This is a genomic window from Curtobacterium sp. L6-1 (assembly GCF_018885305.1).
GTDB classification, from domain to species: domain Bacteria; phylum Actinomycetota; class Actinomycetes; order Actinomycetales; family Microbacteriaceae; genus Curtobacterium; species Curtobacterium aetherium.
Genome location: NZ_CP076544.1, coordinates 844,461 through 860,532, shown reverse-complemented (window position 1 = coordinate 860,532; position 16,072 = coordinate 844,461). Strand labels below are relative to the sequence as shown.

12 protein-coding genes are annotated in these 16,072 nt (G+C 71.8%); 6 read left to right on the top strand and 6 right to left on the bottom strand.

The window, feature by feature from the left end; genetic code table 11:
* The first annotated feature begins 58 nt into the window (after nt 1-58).
* Nucleotides 59-730, top strand: coding sequence for a response regulator transcription factor (locus KM842_RS04010; protein WP_216261172.1), 672 nt, complete (start codon nt 59-61; stop codon nt 728-730).
* A 758-nt stretch (nt 731-1,488) separates the two neighbouring features.
* Here the strand turns inward: KM842_RS04010 and KM842_RS04005 are convergent.
* The 4 genes from KM842_RS04005 to KM842_RS03990 all read right to left on the bottom strand — a co-directional run bounded on the left by KM842_RS04005 (nt 1,489) and on the right by KM842_RS03990 (nt 5,322).
* The gene (locus tag KM842_RS04005) at nt 1,489-2,757 is read right to left on the bottom strand and encodes an MFS transporter (protein WP_216261170.1); all 1,269 of its coding nucleotides are present in this window, start codon (nt 2,755-2,757) and stop codon (nt 1,489-1,491) included.
* A 232-nt stretch (nt 2,758-2,989) separates the two neighbouring features.
* Complete coding sequence (locus tag KM842_RS04000; protein ID WP_216261168.1) at nt 2,990-3,166, bottom strand: hypothetical protein; 177 nt, start codon at nt 3,164-3,166, stop codon at nt 2,990-2,992.
* A 485-nt stretch (nt 3,167-3,651) separates the two neighbouring features.
* Nucleotides 3,652-3,960 carry a thiamine-binding protein gene (locus KM842_RS03995; RefSeq protein WP_216261166.1) on the bottom strand — a complete coding sequence of 103 codons (309 nt, stop codon included), beginning with the start codon at nt 3,958-3,960 and terminating at the stop codon, nt 3,652-3,654.
* A gap of 96 nt (nt 3,961-4,056) precedes the next feature.
* Nucleotides 4,057-5,322: a glycosyltransferase family 87 protein gene (locus KM842_RS03990; RefSeq protein WP_216261164.1), complete on the bottom strand. Its 1,266-nt coding sequence runs from the start codon at nt 5,320-5,322 to the stop codon at nt 4,057-4,059.
* A 138-nt stretch (nt 5,323-5,460) separates the two neighbouring features.
* Here KM842_RS03990 and KM842_RS03985 point away from each other — a divergent pair, with 138 nt between their 5' ends.
* A complete protein-coding gene (locus tag KM842_RS03985; protein WP_253206239.1) occupies nt 5,461-6,186 on the top strand; it encodes a YceI family protein in 726 nt (241 codons plus the stop codon).
* Nucleotides 6,187-6,347: 161 nt separating this feature from the next.
* On the opposite strand, the gene KM842_RS03980 is transcribed toward KM842_RS03985, so the two are convergent.
* The gene (locus tag KM842_RS03980; protein WP_216261162.1) at nt 6,348-7,190 is read right to left on the bottom strand and encodes an ADP-dependent NAD(P)H-hydrate dehydratase; all 843 of its coding nucleotides are present in this window, start codon (nt 7,188-7,190) and stop codon (nt 6,348-6,350) included.
* A gap of 24 nt (nt 7,191-7,214) precedes the next feature.
* Here KM842_RS03980 and KM842_RS03975 point away from each other — a divergent pair, with 24 nt between their 5' ends.
* The 3 genes from KM842_RS03975 (at nt 7,215) to KM842_RS03965 (ending at nt 10,433) form a co-directional block, all read left to right on the top strand.
* On the top strand, nt 7,215-7,838 hold the full coding sequence (locus tag KM842_RS03975; RefSeq protein ID WP_216261160.1) for an HAD-IA family hydrolase: 624 nt from the start codon (nt 7,215-7,217) through the stop codon (nt 7,836-7,838).
* Between the two features lie 190 nt (nt 7,839-8,028).
* A complete protein-coding gene (locus KM842_RS03970; RefSeq protein WP_216262050.1) occupies nt 8,029-9,396 on the top strand; it encodes a hemolysin family protein in 1,368 nt (455 codons plus the stop codon).
* Nucleotides 9,393-10,433 (top strand): hemolysin family protein, encoded by a 1,041-nt coding sequence (locus KM842_RS03965; protein ID WP_216261158.1) that lies wholly within the window; start codon nt 9,393-9,395, stop codon nt 10,431-10,433. The genes KM842_RS03970 and KM842_RS03965 overlap by 4 nt, the downstream gene beginning before the upstream one ends.
* A 160-nt stretch (nt 10,434-10,593) precedes the next feature.
* On the opposite strand, the gene guaB1 is transcribed toward KM842_RS03965, so the two are convergent.
* Entirely contained in the window at nt 10,594-12,033 is a 1,440-nt protein-coding gene (guaB1, locus tag KM842_RS03960) for a GMP reductase (RefSeq protein ID WP_216261156.1), read from the bottom strand.
* Nucleotides 12,034-12,222: 189 nt separating this feature from the next.
* Between guaB1 and KM842_RS03955 the strand changes: the two genes are divergently transcribed.
* The gene (locus KM842_RS03955; protein ID WP_216261154.1) at nt 12,223-16,038 is read left to right on the top strand and encodes a multifunctional oxoglutarate decarboxylase/oxoglutarate dehydrogenase thiamine pyrophosphate-binding subunit/dihydrolipoyllysine-residue succinyltransferase subunit; all 3,816 of its coding nucleotides are present in this window, start codon (nt 12,223-12,225) and stop codon (nt 16,036-16,038) included.
* Nucleotides 16,039-16,072 lie beyond the last annotated feature (34 nt).

Below are 16,072 nucleotides of genomic sequence, written 5' to 3'. Positions count from 1 at the left end.
GCCGATCCTCCTAGGATCAGCAGGCCCCGGACGGACACCACGAGAAAGGACGCCGAGCATGGCGACTCCAGCGGAACCGATCAGACTCGCACTCGTCGACGACCACCGGATGCTCCTCAGCGCCCTGACCGAGTGGATCCGCAACGCGGCGGACGACATCCAGATGGTCACCGCGGTCACCACCTGGCCGGAGCTGCTCACCAGCCCGGGCTTCCCGGTCGACGTCGTGCTGCTCGACCTCGACCTGAAGGACTCCATCCCGGTGTCCCTGAAGATCTCGACGCTGAAGACGGCCGGCGTGAAGACCGTCGTGATGAGCACCTACTCGGAGCCGAACGTGGTCCGCGAGGCCCTCGGCGCCGGTGCCCTCGGCTACCTCGTCAAGAGCGAGGACGCGGCGATGATCGTCGAGGCCATCCGCTCCGCCCAGCGCGGCGAGCAGTACGTCTCCGCCGAGCTCGACCTGGCGATCAACTCCGGCGACGTCGGCGGCGTCCCGAAGCTCAGCGCGCAGGAGCGCCGCGTCATGGCGCTGTACGGCGGCGGGGAGCCGGTGAAGAGCGTGGCGTACCAGCTCGGCATCTCCGAGGAGACCGCGAAGAGCTACCTCAAGCGCATCCGCGAGAAGTACCGCGTCGCCGGCTTCGACGTCGGCACGAAGGTCGCCCTGCGGAAGCGGGCGATCACCGACGGCATCATCGTCCAGGACGGCAGCCCGCACGGGTTGTAGGGGGTCTGCGGCAGCGGGGCGGCGGCGTTCAGTCGCCCGGCCGCCCGGCCGCCCGCGCGAGGTCGCACGACACGCCGCTCAGGTCCGTCCTGGGCGGCGTGTTCTGCGACCTGGCCGTCCGGCCGGCGGCACGTCGTGCGACCTCGGGCAGGAGCCGTACGGTCGACGCCGGGCATCGGGCTGGTCAGCCGACGGGTAGCCGCCGGTGCACCGAAGTCGCGGAAGAGGCCGCGCCGGTCCCTTCCGAGCGGCAGTCTCCGCGACCTCGGCGGAGCGCCGACAGCCGGTCGTGCGACCGGGGGGGGCCTGGGGCCTGGGAGCCGCCGTCCACCGCCCGCCGACCGGGAGGCGCGAGACTGCGTCCGCACGCCGCCGGGCCGACCGCGAGCCACCGGTACGCCGAGGTCGCGCAAACGGTCGCCCGGATCTCGTCTCGCCGGCAGGCTCCGTGACCTCGGCCGGACAGCGATGGCAGGTCATGCGACCTCGGTCGCGGCACAGGCCGCCGGAGTCCCTTCCGCGCGGCGGTTTCCGCGACCTCCGCGAGGCGCCGACGGCGGGTCCTACGGCTGGGCCGCGACACCGACAGCGCGTCATGCGACCTCGGGCCCCGCAGGTCGGCTCCGACCACCGGCCGGGAGGCGCGGGGCCGCCCCGCCAGGTGGGCTCCGATCACCGGCCGGAAGGCGCGGGGCCGCCCCGTCAGGTCGGCTCCGACCACCGGCCGGGAGGCGCGGGGCCGCCCCGTCAGGTCGGCGTCAGTGCGACGAGACGGGTTCGCGGATCGGGCCGGTGCTCGCCCCCGCGGTCCGGACCGCCGCTGCGCGTCGGTTCGCCCGGCTCTCGACGGCGTAGCTGATCACGGCGACGACGACACCGAGCAGCGCGAGCCCGATGCCGAGCCAGCCCGGCGCGAGGAACCCGAAGCCAGCCGCGATGACCGCACCACCGAGGGCCGCTCCCAAGGAGTTGCCGAGGTTGAACGCGGAGTGGTTGAGGGCCGCGGCGATCGTGCGGGCGTCGCCGGCGACGTCCATCAGGCGTGACTGCACTGCGGGCGGGATCGCCGACGAGGTGGCACCGAGCAGGAACGCGCCCACGAAGAGCCCGACGACCCACTGCGCGGTCAGGACGGTGATCAGCAAGGCCCCGACCAGGGCGAACAGGCCGACGAAGATCGTGGCCTTGACGCTGTGGTCGGCCAGGAAGCCACCGAGCAGCCCACCGACGACCATGCCGAGCCCGACGACGACGAGCACCAGTGGCACGGCGGACTCCGACAGCCCGGTGACGTTCTGCACGAGCGGCGAGATGTACGAGTAGACGGCGAAGAACCCGCCGAAGCCGACCGCTCCCAGACCCATGACGATCCAGGCCTGCGGCAGGCGGAAGACGCGGAGTTCGCGGCCGATCGTGGCGTCGAGGTCCCGTGCACTGCGCGGGACGAAGGCGGAGACCGCGAGGAAGGTCAGGACGAACAGGGCTGCGACGACGCCGTAGGCGACCCGCCAGCTGGCGACCTGTCCGATCCAGGTGACCGCGGGGACGCCGACGACGTTCGCGACCGACAGTCCGAGGAGCACGAGCGCGATGCCCTTGCCACGCTTTCCCGGCCCCATGATGTCGCCGGCCACGATCGAGGCGATCCCGAAGTACGCGCCGTGCGGCAGACCGGCGACGAACCGCGCGACGAGGACGAGCCCGAACGAGGGCAGCACTGCGCTGGCGACCGTCGCGATCGCGAAGCCGACGAGCAACACCATGAGCAGGCCCTTGCGCGGGAACTTCGCCGACATCGCGGCGATCGTCGGGGCGCCGACGACGACTCCCAGGGCGTAGGCGCTGACGAGCCATCCGGCGTGGGCGACCCCGCCCTCCGGATCGGCGGCGTACTGGCCGGGCAACAGGGCCTCGGCGATGTTCGGCAGCAGGCCCATCGCGACGAACTCGGTCGTGCCGATGGCGAAGCCTCCCAGCGCGAGGGCGAGGATGGCGAGCGTGCGACGTGCCGGCGTGAGCTGCGACATGGGACCTGTTCTCGTGCCGGAGCACGGTGGGTTCGGCGGGCCGGATCAGTGTAGACCGCTCCAACACGGGCGCGGAAGGATGCGATCCGAATCGATTCGATCTGGAGGCCGTCCCGCGGCTGTCGGGACAACGGAACGCGGCCCCGCGGACCGACATTCCGGATCGACAGGGCCACGTTCTGTGGACGTCGTCCCGCGGGTCGCCGCGACTCCGCGAAGCGACGGGGAGGACTCAGGCCGCGCGCTGCTCCGGCATCCGGGAGGCGGTGCGCGCCTCCGGCAGGTCGTCGCGGTGCACCCAACCGGCCCCGCACTCGGCGCAGCTCGCCCACGCGTGCTCACCCTGGTCGTCGACGTCGATCACGACCGAGGGGAGGTCACAGTCCGGGCACCAACCGTCGTGCATCATGAGCGGGCTCCTTCCGTCGTGGCGCCGGTGCTCGTGCACCGGCTGATGGGTCAAGCACACACCCGACCGCCGACATCGCAGCGACGTCAGCGGCGTGTCGGCCGGACACACACGGGCTGCCGACGCTGCCTGCTCCGCGCCGGTCCGGATCAATCGATCGATCGACGGATCCGCGGTGGCTTCGTCGGGTCCACGTTCAAGTTCGACGTGGAGCACGTCGCGATCGCTGCGAGTTCGCAGTTGCTCACCGCCTGCACTTCGGGCACCTCTGATCAGCGGGACGGCGGAGGCGACCTCCGCGGTCAGTACGTCGGGACCTGGACGAGGAGCACTGATGGCGGCTCGTCTTCGTTGGTCTTGTCTGCCGACGGGACGTTCGAGGCACACGACTTCCCTGCCGTGCTCGTGTGCGGCCGGTCGACCGGAGGCCGAGAGATCGACGCGTGTCGCTCGAACTCCGACACGGCGACTCCGTCCCGCGCCGCTCAGTCCCCCAGCGCCGCTTCGAGCCGCTCGAGCTTCCCGTCGATCTCCCCCGTGTGCCCCGGCCGGATGTCCGCCTTGAGCACGAGCGAGATGCGCGTCCCGAACGGTGCGACGGCCTCGGTCGCCCGCTTGACGACGTCGAGGACCTCGTCCCACTCCCCCTCGATCTCCGTGAACATCGACGAGGTGCGGTTCGGCAGGCCGGACTCACGCACGACCCGGACGGCCGCGGCGACGGCGTCGTGGACCGAACCGTCCTCGGTGGCAGCGGGTCCGCCGGAGGGGGCGATGGAGAAGGCGACGATCATGCGCCCATCCTGCCCCGCTGCGCCTCACCGCGCGATGCGGTCATCGCTTCATCACTCGAGGCGGTCACGGAACGACGGGGTCACCACGCGATGCGGTCACCGCACGACGGGATCCGCATGCGTCGGATCCGGAGCCCGACGGGAGGCCCGTGGCTCGATCCCGTCCCGCCACATCCGGACGAGGACGACCACCGCCCAGACCAGCACCGCGACCTCGAGCAGGTTCCGCACCGACAGCACGACGAGGATCCACGGCTGCACACCGAGCACCTGGTCGTAGTAGGCCGGGTACACGAGCTGCGTCAGGAGAGCCATCGGCAGCATCGCCGCGGCGACCGGCAGGAACCGCCGGGCACTCCCCCGTCCGGCCACGAGTCCCCAGACCACCGGCACGGCGAACCAGCCGATGTACTGCGGTGACCCGACCTTGTTCGCCGCGATGAGCGCGGCGACGAAGAGCAGCGCGAGGACCGGGGCGACCTGCGCCCGCTGCGCTCCGGTGCGGACGGCGAACAGCGCGAGAGCGACTCCGACCACGACGACGACCGCCATCAGCGGGGTGGAGAGAGCGGCCGCGACCGAGGTCCCCGCGCCGGACACCTCGAAGGTCAGGATCTCCTGGTCGTAGAAGACCGCGGCACCCGGCACCCGGGCCGCTGCCGCCCACAGGTACGGCGTCGCGAGCGGGGACTCGATCTGCAGCCCGCGCCCGGTCTGTTCCCCGATGAACGAGAAGAGGTGCGCGGCACCCCCGAACAACACGTCGACCAGGACCACGAGCGCCGTCACGGTGAGGGCCCCGGTGACGACCTCGACCCGGCGACCCCGACGGAGCACGACGAGGACCCCGACCAGCGCGGCCGGCCAGACCTTGACCCAGGCGGCGACGGTGAAGACCGCGGCGGCGATGCCCGGCCGTGCGGCGACGAAGGCCACGCCGACCAGGGCGACGGCGGTGGCGACGGTGTCGATCCGTCCGAGGCCGATCGGTCCGAGGGCCAGCAGGAAGACCAGCCACCACCAGACGACCCGGATGCCGAACGCCCGGAAGCGCCAGAGCACCGCGGCCGCGACGGCGTCGAGCAGCACCATGAGCAGCAGCCACCCGGTGCCGATCGCTGCGGTCCCGCCGATCGACGCCGCCGCCATCGGCACGATCGCCAGGATCGGGTAGACCCACGCGGCGTCGATCCCGACCCAGAAGTGCGCGGCGTGACCGGACTCGATCCACCGCCGGTACGTGATCGTGACGTCGCCGAGGGGCTGGTTCGGCACGACGAGGGTCAGGAACCACAGCAGCGCGTGCACGGCCACGAAGGTCCCCACGAACGCGACGATCTCCGGCCACGGGTTCCTGCGCACCGGACGAGCGTACCGACTCGGGTGGTGGCGCCCCTGCGGGCCCGGCACACGCATCGCCGACCAGCCCGGGACCGCACCGGCCGGTGCGGGCGCCGCGTCCTCAGCCGATCCCGAGAGTGACGTGTCACCGTCCTCTCTGTGACCTCAGCACCGGACCGTCCGTCCCCCCGCCGCCCGCGCCGCCGCCTCGTGACCTGGCTCGTCGTCGTCGCCGTCGTCCTCGTGGTGGCCGTCGTCGCGGTCGTCGTCGGAACACGCGCCTACACGTCGAACGAGAACGCCAAGGCCTCGGCAGCACCGTCGGTGGCCGCGTCCCGCGCGCCGTCGACGCTGGACACCCAGGACCTGTCCGGCGACTGGACGGTCGGCGAGGGGTCCGAGGCGGGCTACCGCGTGCACGAAGTCCTCAACGGATCGGACGTCACGGTCACCGGCCGCACCTCGAGCGTCACCGGCACCGCCACCGTCGACGGGTCGACCATCAGCGCCGCCACGATCACGGTGCAGGTGGGCGACATCACGACCGACTCGGAGCAGCGCGACTCCTACTTCCGCGACTCGGCCCTCGACACCCAGGCCTTCCCGACCGCGACCTTCACCCTCACCGAGCCCGTCGCGGACGCCGTCCCCAGCGGCAGCGACACGACCGAGGTGCAGGCCACCGGAACCCTCGAGCTGCACGGCGTGACCAAGGCCGTGACCGCGACGCTGCAGGTCGGGCTCAGCGGCGACGGCGTCGACGTCTCCGGCACGATCCCCGTCACCTTCTCGGACTACTCCGTCCAGGCACCGAACCTCGGGTTCGTGAAGGTCGACGACGCCGGTGCCGTCGAGTTCCTCGTGCACGCCACGCCGGCCTCCTGACCATCGGACCGACGGGTCACGGCGCGGCCCCCTGACGGACGGGAGGCACGCAACCGCTCCGTCGCGCGCCTCCCGTCCGACAGGCCGACGAGTCGACAGGCCGACGAGTCGTCAGTCGACGAGTCGTCAGGTCGACCCGCCCCGCCGGCCGGCTGGACGTGTCAGTCCGCGTCCCCGCGCACCGCGAGGTCCCGCACCACGCCCGGCAGCTGCTCGACGAGCCCGGTCATCGGGAACGGCCCCCCGCGCGAGGCGCGACGTGCCGCCACCCCGTGCACGACCGCGGCGGCGGCGGCGAGGTGCGCCAGCTCCTCCGGCCCGACCTCGGACGTCCCGGCCCGCGCGGCGACGAGCGCACCGAGCACACCACCGAGCACGTCCCCGGCGCCCGCAGCCGCGAGCCAGGGCGTGGCCGACGACGCGGCCAGCCGCACGCTGCCGTCCGGCGTCACCACGTGCGTGTCGGCGCCCTTGAGGAGCACGACGCTCCCGGTCTGCTCCGCCGCACGCAGCGCCGCCCGCTGCGGGTCGCCCTCGACCTCGTCGCGGGACACCCCGAGCAGGGACGCAGCCTCCCCGGCGTGCGGGGTCAGCACCGCCAGCGGGCCGAGGTCGACCAGCGGGATCGCGCCGGCGTCGACGACGACCGGCACGCCGTCGTCGGACGCGTGGGCGAATCCGTCGCGTGTCGCCGCGTCGAGGTCCTCGAGTGCGGACGCCGAGATCCCCGACCCGACGAGCCACGCCTGCACCCGGCCCACCCCGGCGACGATCTCGGGCCGTCGGGCGAGCACGAAGTCGGTGGCGCGGTCCGGCCCGACGTAGCGGACCATGCCGAGCCCGGTGTGGACCGCGGCGTCGACACCCATCACCGCGGCGCCCGGGTACTGCGCAGACCCGGTGGCGACGCCGAGGACGCCCCGTCGGTACTTCGAGGTGTCCCCGGTCGGGACGGTGATCCACGCGGCGGCATCGGCGGGACGGACGGTGACGAAGTCGTTCATCGTCCCCACGGTACGGTGACGGGCATGAGCCTGTCCCTGCCCGGCCGTGTCGTCGTCTTCGACTACGGCGAGGTCATCAGCCGCACGCCGTACGCCGCCCGAACCGCGCTGCTCGAGGCCACCGGTCTCGACGCCGACACGCTGTTCCCCGTGTACCAGGAACTCCGGCACGACCTGGACCGCGGCGACCTCTCCGTGCTCGACTACTGGCGGGCGATCGCGGCGCGGACGGGCGAGCGGTGGTCGGTGACCGAGATCCACCGGCTGTGGGCGCTCGACTTCACCGGGTGGTTCGAGGTCGACCCCGAGGTCCTGGCACTCGTCGAGGAGCTGCACGACGCCGGCACCCGGGTGGCGCTGCTCTCGAACGCGGGCTTCGACTTCGGCGACCCGTACCGCCGGTCGCCGATGGGCTCGCTGTTCGAGACGGTCGTGGTGAGCGCGGAGGAGCACGTCCTCAAGCCGGACGCCTCCATCTACCGTGACACCTGCGCACGGCTCGGCATCGAACCGGCCGCGATGGTGTTCGTCGACAACCGCCAGGAGAACGCCGCGGGTGCCGAGGCCGTCGGCGCCGTCGGCCTGCACTTCACCTCTGCGGCCGGTCTGCGCGCGGACCTCGAGGCGCTCGCCACGCCGACCGCCTGACGGCGGCACGGTCCGGACGGGAGGCGCGTCCCGCCTCCGTGACGTCCCCTCGGCTCCTCGCAGTCGGAGCCCGGTACGATTCCCTCATTGTGGACGACCCTCCTAGTTGCGCTGACCATCACATGCCCGCCGCTCACACAGTGAGCTGCCCGACTCCGAGGTGTGCCTCGTGAGCCCCGTCGACATCGTCATGCTGATCGGCGGCATCCTGCTGACGCTCGGCACCGGCGTCTTCGTCGCCTCCGAGTTCGCCCTCGTGAACCTCGACCGCGCCGACGTCGAAGCCCGACGCGACCGCGGCGAAGCCGGCCTCGGCCCCGTCATCGGTGCGCTCAAGGTCACCTCGACGCACCTGTCGAGCGCCCAGCTCGGCATCACGCTGACGACGCTGCTCACCGGCTACCTGCTCGAGCCGTCGATCGCGAAGTTGCTCGAGGCCCCGTTCCTCGCGATGAACCTCCCCGAGGGCATCGTCGAGACCGTCGGGTCGATCGTGGCCCTCGTCATCGCGACCCTGCTCTCGATGATCCTCGGCGAGCTCGTCCCGAAGAACTTCGCGCTCGCGCTGCCGCTGCAGACCGCCCGACTCGTCGTACCGCTGCAGGTCGGGTTCACGACGGTGTTCAAGCCCGCCGTGGCCCTGCTCAACGGCACCGCGAACGCCGTGCTGCGCGCGATGGGCATCGAACCGCAGGAGGAGCTCTCCGGCGCACGCAGCGCCGAGGAGCTCACCTCGCTGCTCCGCCGGTCCGCGTCCGAGGGCTCGCTCGAACAGGACACCGCGACGCTGCTCGAGCGCACGCTGTCCTTCTCCGAACTCAGCGCCAGCGACGTGATGACCCCGCGTCCGCGCCTGTCGACCATCCGCGTGTCGGACAGCGCCGAGGCCGTCATCGACCTCGCCCGCCGCACCGGTTTCAGCCGCTTCCCCGTCATCGAGGAGGACGCGGACGACGTGGTCGGGATCGTGCACGTCAAGCAGGCCGTCTCGGTCCCGCGTGAGAAGCGCGCCGAGGTGCCGGTCGGTGCCCTGATGACCGACGCCGAGCGGGTCCCCGAGACGATGCCCGGCGACACCCTGCTCACCGAGGTCCGCGGCCGCGGTTACCAGATGGTCATCGTGGTGGACGAGTACGGCGGGACCGCCGGCGTCGTCACGCTCGAGGACCTGGTCGAGGAGATCGTCGGCGAGGTGTCCGACGAGCACGACCGCGCCCGCATCGACGTCGTCCGCAGCCGCGGGTGGCTGACCTTCCCGGGGCTGCTGCGCCCCGACGAGCTCGAGGACCGGGCCAGTGTCACGGTGCCCGAGGACGGCCCGTACGAGACGGTCGGCGGGTTCCTCATGCAGGAGCTCGGCCGCCTCCCCGTGGTCGGTGACGAGGTCGCGATCGACTCGGGCGTGTTCCGGGTCGAGCGCCTCGACGGACGCCGGATCGACCGCATCCGCTACACACCGAACCCGACGGACGCCCCCGCCGGGAGCACGACGACCACGACGGCGTCCGGCACGACGAGGACCAGCACCACGACCAGCACCACGGAGGCCGACCGATGAGTTCTGACTGGTGGGGCATCTTCTGGCTGTTCGTGCTGCTCGGCGGCAACGCCTTCTTCGTCGCCGCCGAGTTCGCGGTCATCTCGGCCCGCCGCTCACAGATCGAGCCGCGGGCGGAGCAGGGGTCCAGGGCCGCGCAGATGACGCTGTGGGCGATGGAGCACGCCACCCGCATGCTCGCGACCACGCAGCTCGGCATCACGGTCTGCTCGCTGCTCATCCTCAACGTGTCCGAGCCGGCGATCCACCACCTGCTCGAGGTCCCGCTGCACCTGACCGGGTGGAGCGTCGAGGTCATCGGCATCGTGGCGTTCGTGTTCACGCTGCTGCTCGTGTCGTTCCTGCACGTGGTGTTCGGCGAGATGGTCCCGAAGAACATCTCGTTCTCGATGCCGGACCGCGCCGCACTGCTGCTCGTCCCGACGCTCTGGTACATCGGCCACGGCCTGCACTGGGTCGTCGTCGGGTTGAACGAGGTCGCGAATGCTGTGCTGCGTCTGTTCAAGGTCGAGCCGAAGGACGAGGCCGTCAGCGCCTTCACGGTCGAGGAGGTCCAGACGATCGTGGAGCAGTCCCGTCGCGAGGGCACCCTGGCCGACGACTCCGGCACGCTCCGGATGGCGTTCGAGTTCACCGAGAAGAAGGTCAAGGACGTCGCCGTGCCGATGTCCGGACTGGTGACGCTGCACGAGGACGCCACCCCCGCCGACGTCGAGCGGGCGGTCGCCCAGCGCGGCTTCTCGCGGTACGTGCTCGTCGACGACGCGGGCGACCCGACCGGATACGTCCACGTGAAGGACGTCATCGACCTGCGTCCGGACGAGTCCGACGACCCGGTGCCGCCGAAGCGCATCCGCCAGCTCATCTCGCTGTACACGGAGATGGACCTCGAGGACGCCCTCGCGACCATGCGCGGAGCCGGTCGTCACGTGGCGCGGGCGTTCGACGCCGAGGGCCGGACGACGGGCGTGCTGTTCCTCGAGGACATCCTCGAGGAGCTCATCGGCACGGTCGAGGACGCCACCCGGCGCCGCTGACGCGCCCCGGCACAGCTGACGCGACCGGAGACGGACGGGAGGTGGGCCCCTCCGGCCGGTTCCGGCGCACCGCGCCAGCGGGGTGGCGGCCGTGTCCGGAGGGACGGTACCAGCTGGTACCGGGCCTCCCGTCCGTCCGTGCGCCGGTGGCGCGACCGCGCTACCAGCTGACCGGCAGCGGCTTGCCCTCCTCGTAGCCGGCGGCGGACTGGATGCCGACGAGCGCGCGGTCGGCGAACTCCGCCAGGCTCGTCGCACCCGCGTAGGTGGCGGAGCTGCGGAGGCCGGTCGTGATCATGTCGAGCAGGTCCTCGACGCTCGGCCGCTCGGGGTCGAGGTAGATGGTCGACGACGAGATGCCCTCGGCGAAGAGCGCCTTGCGGGCCCGCTCGTACGGGTCGAGCCGCTCGAAGCGCTCGCGCACGGCCTTGGCCGACGCCATGCCCCAGCTCTCCTTGTACGCGCGTCCGGAGGCGTCCCGGCGCAGGACACCCGGCGCCTCGAGCGTCCCGGCGAACCACGAGCCGATCATCACCGCGGACGCACCCGCGGCCAGGGCCAGGGCGACGTCGCGCGGGTACCGGACGCCACCGTCGGCCCAGACGTGCGCACCGAGCGACCGGGCGGCCGCGGCGGTCTCGAGCACGGCGGAGAACTGCGGACGACCGACGGCCGTCATCATGCGGGTCGTGCACATTGCGCCCGGTCCGACACCGACCTTGATGATCGACGCGCCCGCGGCCACGAGGTGCGCGACGGCGTCGGCGGTGACGACGTTGCCCGCGACGAGCGGGATGCCGAGGTCGAGGGCGGACACGGCGCGGAGCGCGCGGAGCATGCCCTCCTGGTGGCCGTGCGCGGTGTCGAGGACGAGCACGTTCACACCGGCGTCGGCGAGGGCGGCGGCCTTGGCGGCGACGTCGCCGTTGATGCCGACGGCCGCCGCGACCCGGAGGCGTCCGGCGGCGTCCACCGCCGGACGGTAGATGTCCGAGCGGATCGCGCTCGTCGGGCTGGTGGTCCCGACGACCCGGCCGTGCCGCATCACCGGCGCGAAGTCGACCCCCGCCGCGGTGAGCACGTCGTACACGTGGCGCGGGGACCCGGCGTCGTCGGCGTCGATCGCCGTCGTCGCTCCGTGCAGCAGGTCGCCGAGGACGGCGTCCGCCCCGGCGGTGGCGAGACGGGTCGCGGGCACGCAGCCGAGGTACTCCCCCGCCGCGTCGCGCACCACGACACCGCGGCCCTCGACCGGCAGGAGCTGCTCGAGCGCCTCGGCCACCGTGGCGTCGGCGCCCAGGTCGAGCGCGGAGTCGAACGCGACGGGCTGCGCCTTGACCCAGCGGATCGCCGCGTCGAGGTCCTGCAGGTGCATGTCCTGCGGGAGCACCCCGAGGCCACCGCGTCGGGCGAGGGCCGCCGCGAGCCGCGGGCCCGTCACCGAGTTCATGTTCGCGCTGACGATCGGGATCGTCGCACCGGTGCCGTCGTTCGTCGCGAGGTCCACGTCGAAGCGGCTCGTCACGCTCGACCGGCTGGGGACGAGGAAGACGTCGGAGTAGGTCAGGTCGTGGGTCGGCCGCGTCTCGTAGAACCTCATGGGACCAACTGTACGGCGCGCGCGGCGGACCCCGCCGGAGCGGCCCGGACCGGCGGACGGGAGGCCCGACTCGCCCGTCTCCTCCCACCTCACGGCCACGGATGAGCGGCTAGGGTTGACGGCGTGCGGGACAGGGTTGCCCCGCACGACACACACGAGCATCAATCGACGGAGAGTGGGCGATCGGCTGTGTCGAGCCATCTGACCGGAACGGACGAGACCGCGGGCGAATTCGGCGCGAACGAGTGGCTGGTGGACGAGCTCTACGAGCAGTTCGTGGCCGACAAGAGCAGCGTCGACGAGTCCTGGTGGCCCGTCCTCGAGAGCTACCACCGGACGCAGGGCTCGACGGCCGCCGACACGTCGAGCGCCACCGAGCCGGCCGGCACCGACTCGGGCACCGCAGCCCCCGCCCAGGCCGCCGCCGCGCAGGACGCCCCCGCCGGCCAGCCCGCCGCCACCGCCGGACCGTCGACCACGCAGCAGCCCGCGACCGGTGAGGCGAAGACCCCGCTGCAGGCCCGCACCACCTCCCGCCAGCCCTCGCCGCAGCCCATCCCGGCCGAGGCGAACGACTCCGCCGACGAGCACGAGGAGACGCACGAGGACGTCGCCACCCCGCTGCGCGGCATGGCGAAGACCCTCGCGTCGAACATGGACGCCTCGCTGACGGTCCCGACCGCGACGAGCGTGCGGACCATCCCGGCGAAGCTGATGATCGACAACCGCATCGTCATCAACAACCACCTGCGCCGGGCCCGCGGCGGCAAGATCTCGTTCACGCACCTCATCGGCTGGGCCATGGTCCAGACGCTGCAGGAGTTCCCGAGCCAGAACGTCTCCTACGAGGAGCGCGACGGCAAGCCCTTCCTGGTCACCCCCGCGCACGTCAACCTCGGCATCGCGATCGACGTCCCGAAGAAGGACGGCACCCGGTCCCTGCTCGTCCCGAGCATCAAGCGCGCGGAGACCCTGACGTTCGGGCAGTTCCTGTCCGTGTACGAGGACGTTGTCAAGCGCGCCCGTGACGCCAAGCTCACCCCGGCGGACTTCCAGGGCACGACGATCTCCCTCACGAACCCGGGCGGCATCGGCACCGAGCACTCGGTCCCGCGTCTCACGAAGGGCCAGGGCTGCATCGTCGGCGCCGGCGCCCTCGAGTACCCGGCGCAGTTCCAGGGGTCGGCGCCGAAGACCCTCATCGAGCTCGGCGTCGGCAAGACCATCACGCTGACGAGCACGTACGACCACCGTGTCATCCAGGGCGCCGGGTCGGGTGAGTTCCTCAAGAAGGTGCACGAGCGGCTCATCGGCCAGCACGGCTTCTACGACGACATCTTCGCCGCGCTCCGGATCCCCTACAAGCCGATTCAGTGGGCGAACGACATCAACGTCGACCTGGCGCACCGGGTCAACAAGACCGCGCGCGTGCAGGAGCTCATCAACAGCTACCGCGTCCGCGGCCACCTCATGGCGGACATCGACCCGCTCGAGTACCGGCAGCGCACGCACCCCGACCTCGAGATCGAGCGCCACGGTCTGACCTTCTGGGATCTCGACCGCGAGTTCGTCACCGGTGGACTCGCCGGTACGACCACGGCGCCGCTCCGCGACGTGCTCGGCATCCTCCGCGACGCCTACTGCCGCACGGTCGGCATCGAGTACATGCACATCCAGGACCCGGAGCAGCGCCGCTGGGTGCAGGAGCACATCGAGGTCCCGTACTCGAAGCCTTCGAAGGAGGAGCAGCTCCGCGTCCTCGGCAAGCTCAACGAGGCCGAGGCGTTCGAGACCTTCCTCCAGACGAAGTACGTCGGCCAGAAGCGGTTCTCGCTCGAAGGCGGCGAGTCGACGATCGCGTTCCTCGACACGCTCATCCAGCACGCCGCCGGCGCCGGTCTCGACGAGGTCGCGATCGGCATGGCCCACCGCGGTCGCTTGAACGTGCTGACGAACATCGCCGGCAAGACGTACGGCCAGATCTTCCGCGAGTTCGAGGGCACCCAGCTGCCGGGCACCGTGTCCGGGCAGGGCTCGGGCGACGTGAAGTACCACGTCGGCACCGAGGGCGTGTTCCGCGCGTCCGACGGGTCCCGCATCCCGGTGACGATCGCCGCGAACCCGTCCCACCTCGAGGCCGTCGACGGCGTGCTCGAGGGCATCGTCCGCGCCAAGCAGGACCGCAAGCCCGCCGGCACGTTCGGCACGTTGCCCGTCCTCGTGCACGGCGACGCGGCGATGGCCGGCCAGGGCGTGGTCGTCGAGACGCTGCAGATGTCGCAGCTGCGCGGCTACCGCACCGGCGGCACGGTGCACCTCGTCATCAACAACCAGGTCGGCTTCACCACCCCGCCGGAGTCGGCCCGCACGTCGGTCTACTCCACGGACGTCGCGAAGACGATCCAGGCGCCGGTCTTCCACGTGAACGGCGACGACCCGGAGGCCGTGGCCCGCGTCGCCGACCTGGCGTTCGCGTACCGCGAGGAGTTCCACCGCGACGTCGTGATCGACCTGGTCTGCTACCGCCGACGCGGTCACAACGAGGGCGACGACCCCTCGATGACGCAGCCGCTCATGTACAACCTCATCGAGGCGAAGCGCTCCGTCCGCACGCTGTACACCGAGGCCCTGGTCGGCCGCGGCGACATCACGCAGCAGGAGTACGACGACGCGCACCGCGACTTCCAGGACCGCCTGGAGCGCGCGTTCGCCGAGACGCACGAGGCGCAGACCGGCACGGTGCCGACGGCCTCGGTCGACGACTCCGGCGCCGTGAACGGGCTCGAGCGTCCCACCGCGCAGCGGGACGACTCCGAGATCGAGGTGCACGACACCGCGATCCCGCAGGACCTCGTGGAGCTCATCGGGGACGCGCACGGCAACCCGCCGTCGGGCTTCTCGATCCACCCGAAGCTGCAGCAGCTGCTCACCAAGCGTCGTGAGATGACCCGCGCCGGCGGCGTCGACTGGGCGATGGCCGAGCTCATGGCCATCGGGTCGGTCCTGACCGAGGGCAAGCCCGTCCGCCTGGCCGGGCAGGACGCCCGCCGCGGCACCTTCGTGCAGCGACAGGCGGTCTTCCACGACCGGACGAACGGCCAGGAGTGGCTGCCGCTCGCCAACCTCACCGAGGACCAGGCACGTTTCTTCATCTACGACTCGCTGCTCAGCGAGTACGCGGCGATGGCGTTCGAGTACGGCTACTCGGTCGAGCGCCCGGAAGCCCTCGTGCTCTGGGAGGCGCAGTTCGGCGACTTCGCGAACGGCGCGCAGACCGTGATCGACGAGTTCATCTCGTCCGCCGAGCAGAAGTGGGGCCAGCGCTCCGGCCTGGTGCTCCTGCTCCCCCACGGCTACGAGGGCCAGGGACCGGACCACTCGTCGGGCCGTATCGAGCGCTACCTGCAGCTGTGCGCGCAGGACAACATGGTCGTGGCCCGTCCGTCGACCCCGGCGTCGTACTTCCACCTGCTCCGCCGCCAGGCGTGGGCGAAGCCGCAGAAGCCGCTCATCGTGTTCTCCCCGAAGGCGATGCTCCGCCTCCGCCAGGCCACGAGCGCGGTCGAGGACTTCACGTCGGGCACGTTCCAGGAGGTCCTGGACGACGACCGACTGCGGTCGCAGGGCGTCGACGGCGGCTCGGTCCGCCGGGTCGTCCTGCACACCGGCAAGATCCACCACGACCTGCGCGCCGAGGTCGACAAGCGCGGCATCACCGACGTCGCACTGGTCCGGCTCGAGCAGCTCGCGCCGCTCCCGCTCGACCGCATCCTCGAGGTCCTCGCGGGCTACCCGGAGGCCGAGGTCGTGTTCGCGCAGGAGGAGCCGGAGAACCAGGGCGCCTGGCCGTTCGTCTGCATGAACCTCTCGCCGCACCTGGACGGGCGTCCGCTGTCCGTCGCGGCCCGTGCTGCCAGCGCCGCCCCCGCCACGGGGTCGTCGAAGCGCAGCGCGCAGGAGGCCGCCGACGTCATCGACCGAGCGTTGCGGACGCCGGAGCGCTGATGCGCCGAGCGCCTCGTGCGGTGGTCCGACGGAC

Coding starts and splice junctions, on each gene's coding strand:
- KM842_RS03995 (WP_216261166.1), bottom strand. CDS start 3,960: ATGATCGTCGCCTTCTCCATCGCCCCCTCCGGCGGACCCGCTGCCACC.
- guaB1 (WP_216261156.1), bottom strand. CDS start 12,033: ATGAGGTTCTACGAGACGCGGCCGACCCACGACCTGACCTACTCCGAC.
- KM842_RS03975 (WP_216261160.1), top strand. CDS start 7,215: ATGAGCCTGTCCCTGCCCGGCCGTGTCGTCGTCTTCGACTACGGCGAG.
- KM842_RS04005 (WP_216261170.1), bottom strand. CDS start 2,757: ATGTCGCAGCTCACGCCGGCACGTCGCACGCTCGCCATCCTCGCCCTC.
- KM842_RS04000 (WP_216261168.1), bottom strand. CDS start 3,166: ATGATGCACGACGGTTGGTGCCCGGACTGTGACCTCCCCTCGGTCGTG.
- KM842_RS03965 (WP_216261158.1), top strand. CDS start 9,393: ATGAGTTCTGACTGGTGGGGCATCTTCTGGCTGTTCGTGCTGCTCGGC.
- KM842_RS03970 (WP_216262050.1), top strand. CDS start 8,029: ATGCTGATCGGCGGCATCCTGCTGACGCTCGGCACCGGCGTCTTCGTC.
- KM842_RS03980 (WP_216261162.1), bottom strand. CDS start 7,190: ATGAACGACTTCGTCACCGTCCGTCCCGCCGATGCCGCCGCGTGGATC.
- KM842_RS04010 (WP_216261172.1), top strand. CDS start 59: ATGGCGACTCCAGCGGAACCGATCAGACTCGCACTCGTCGACGACCAC.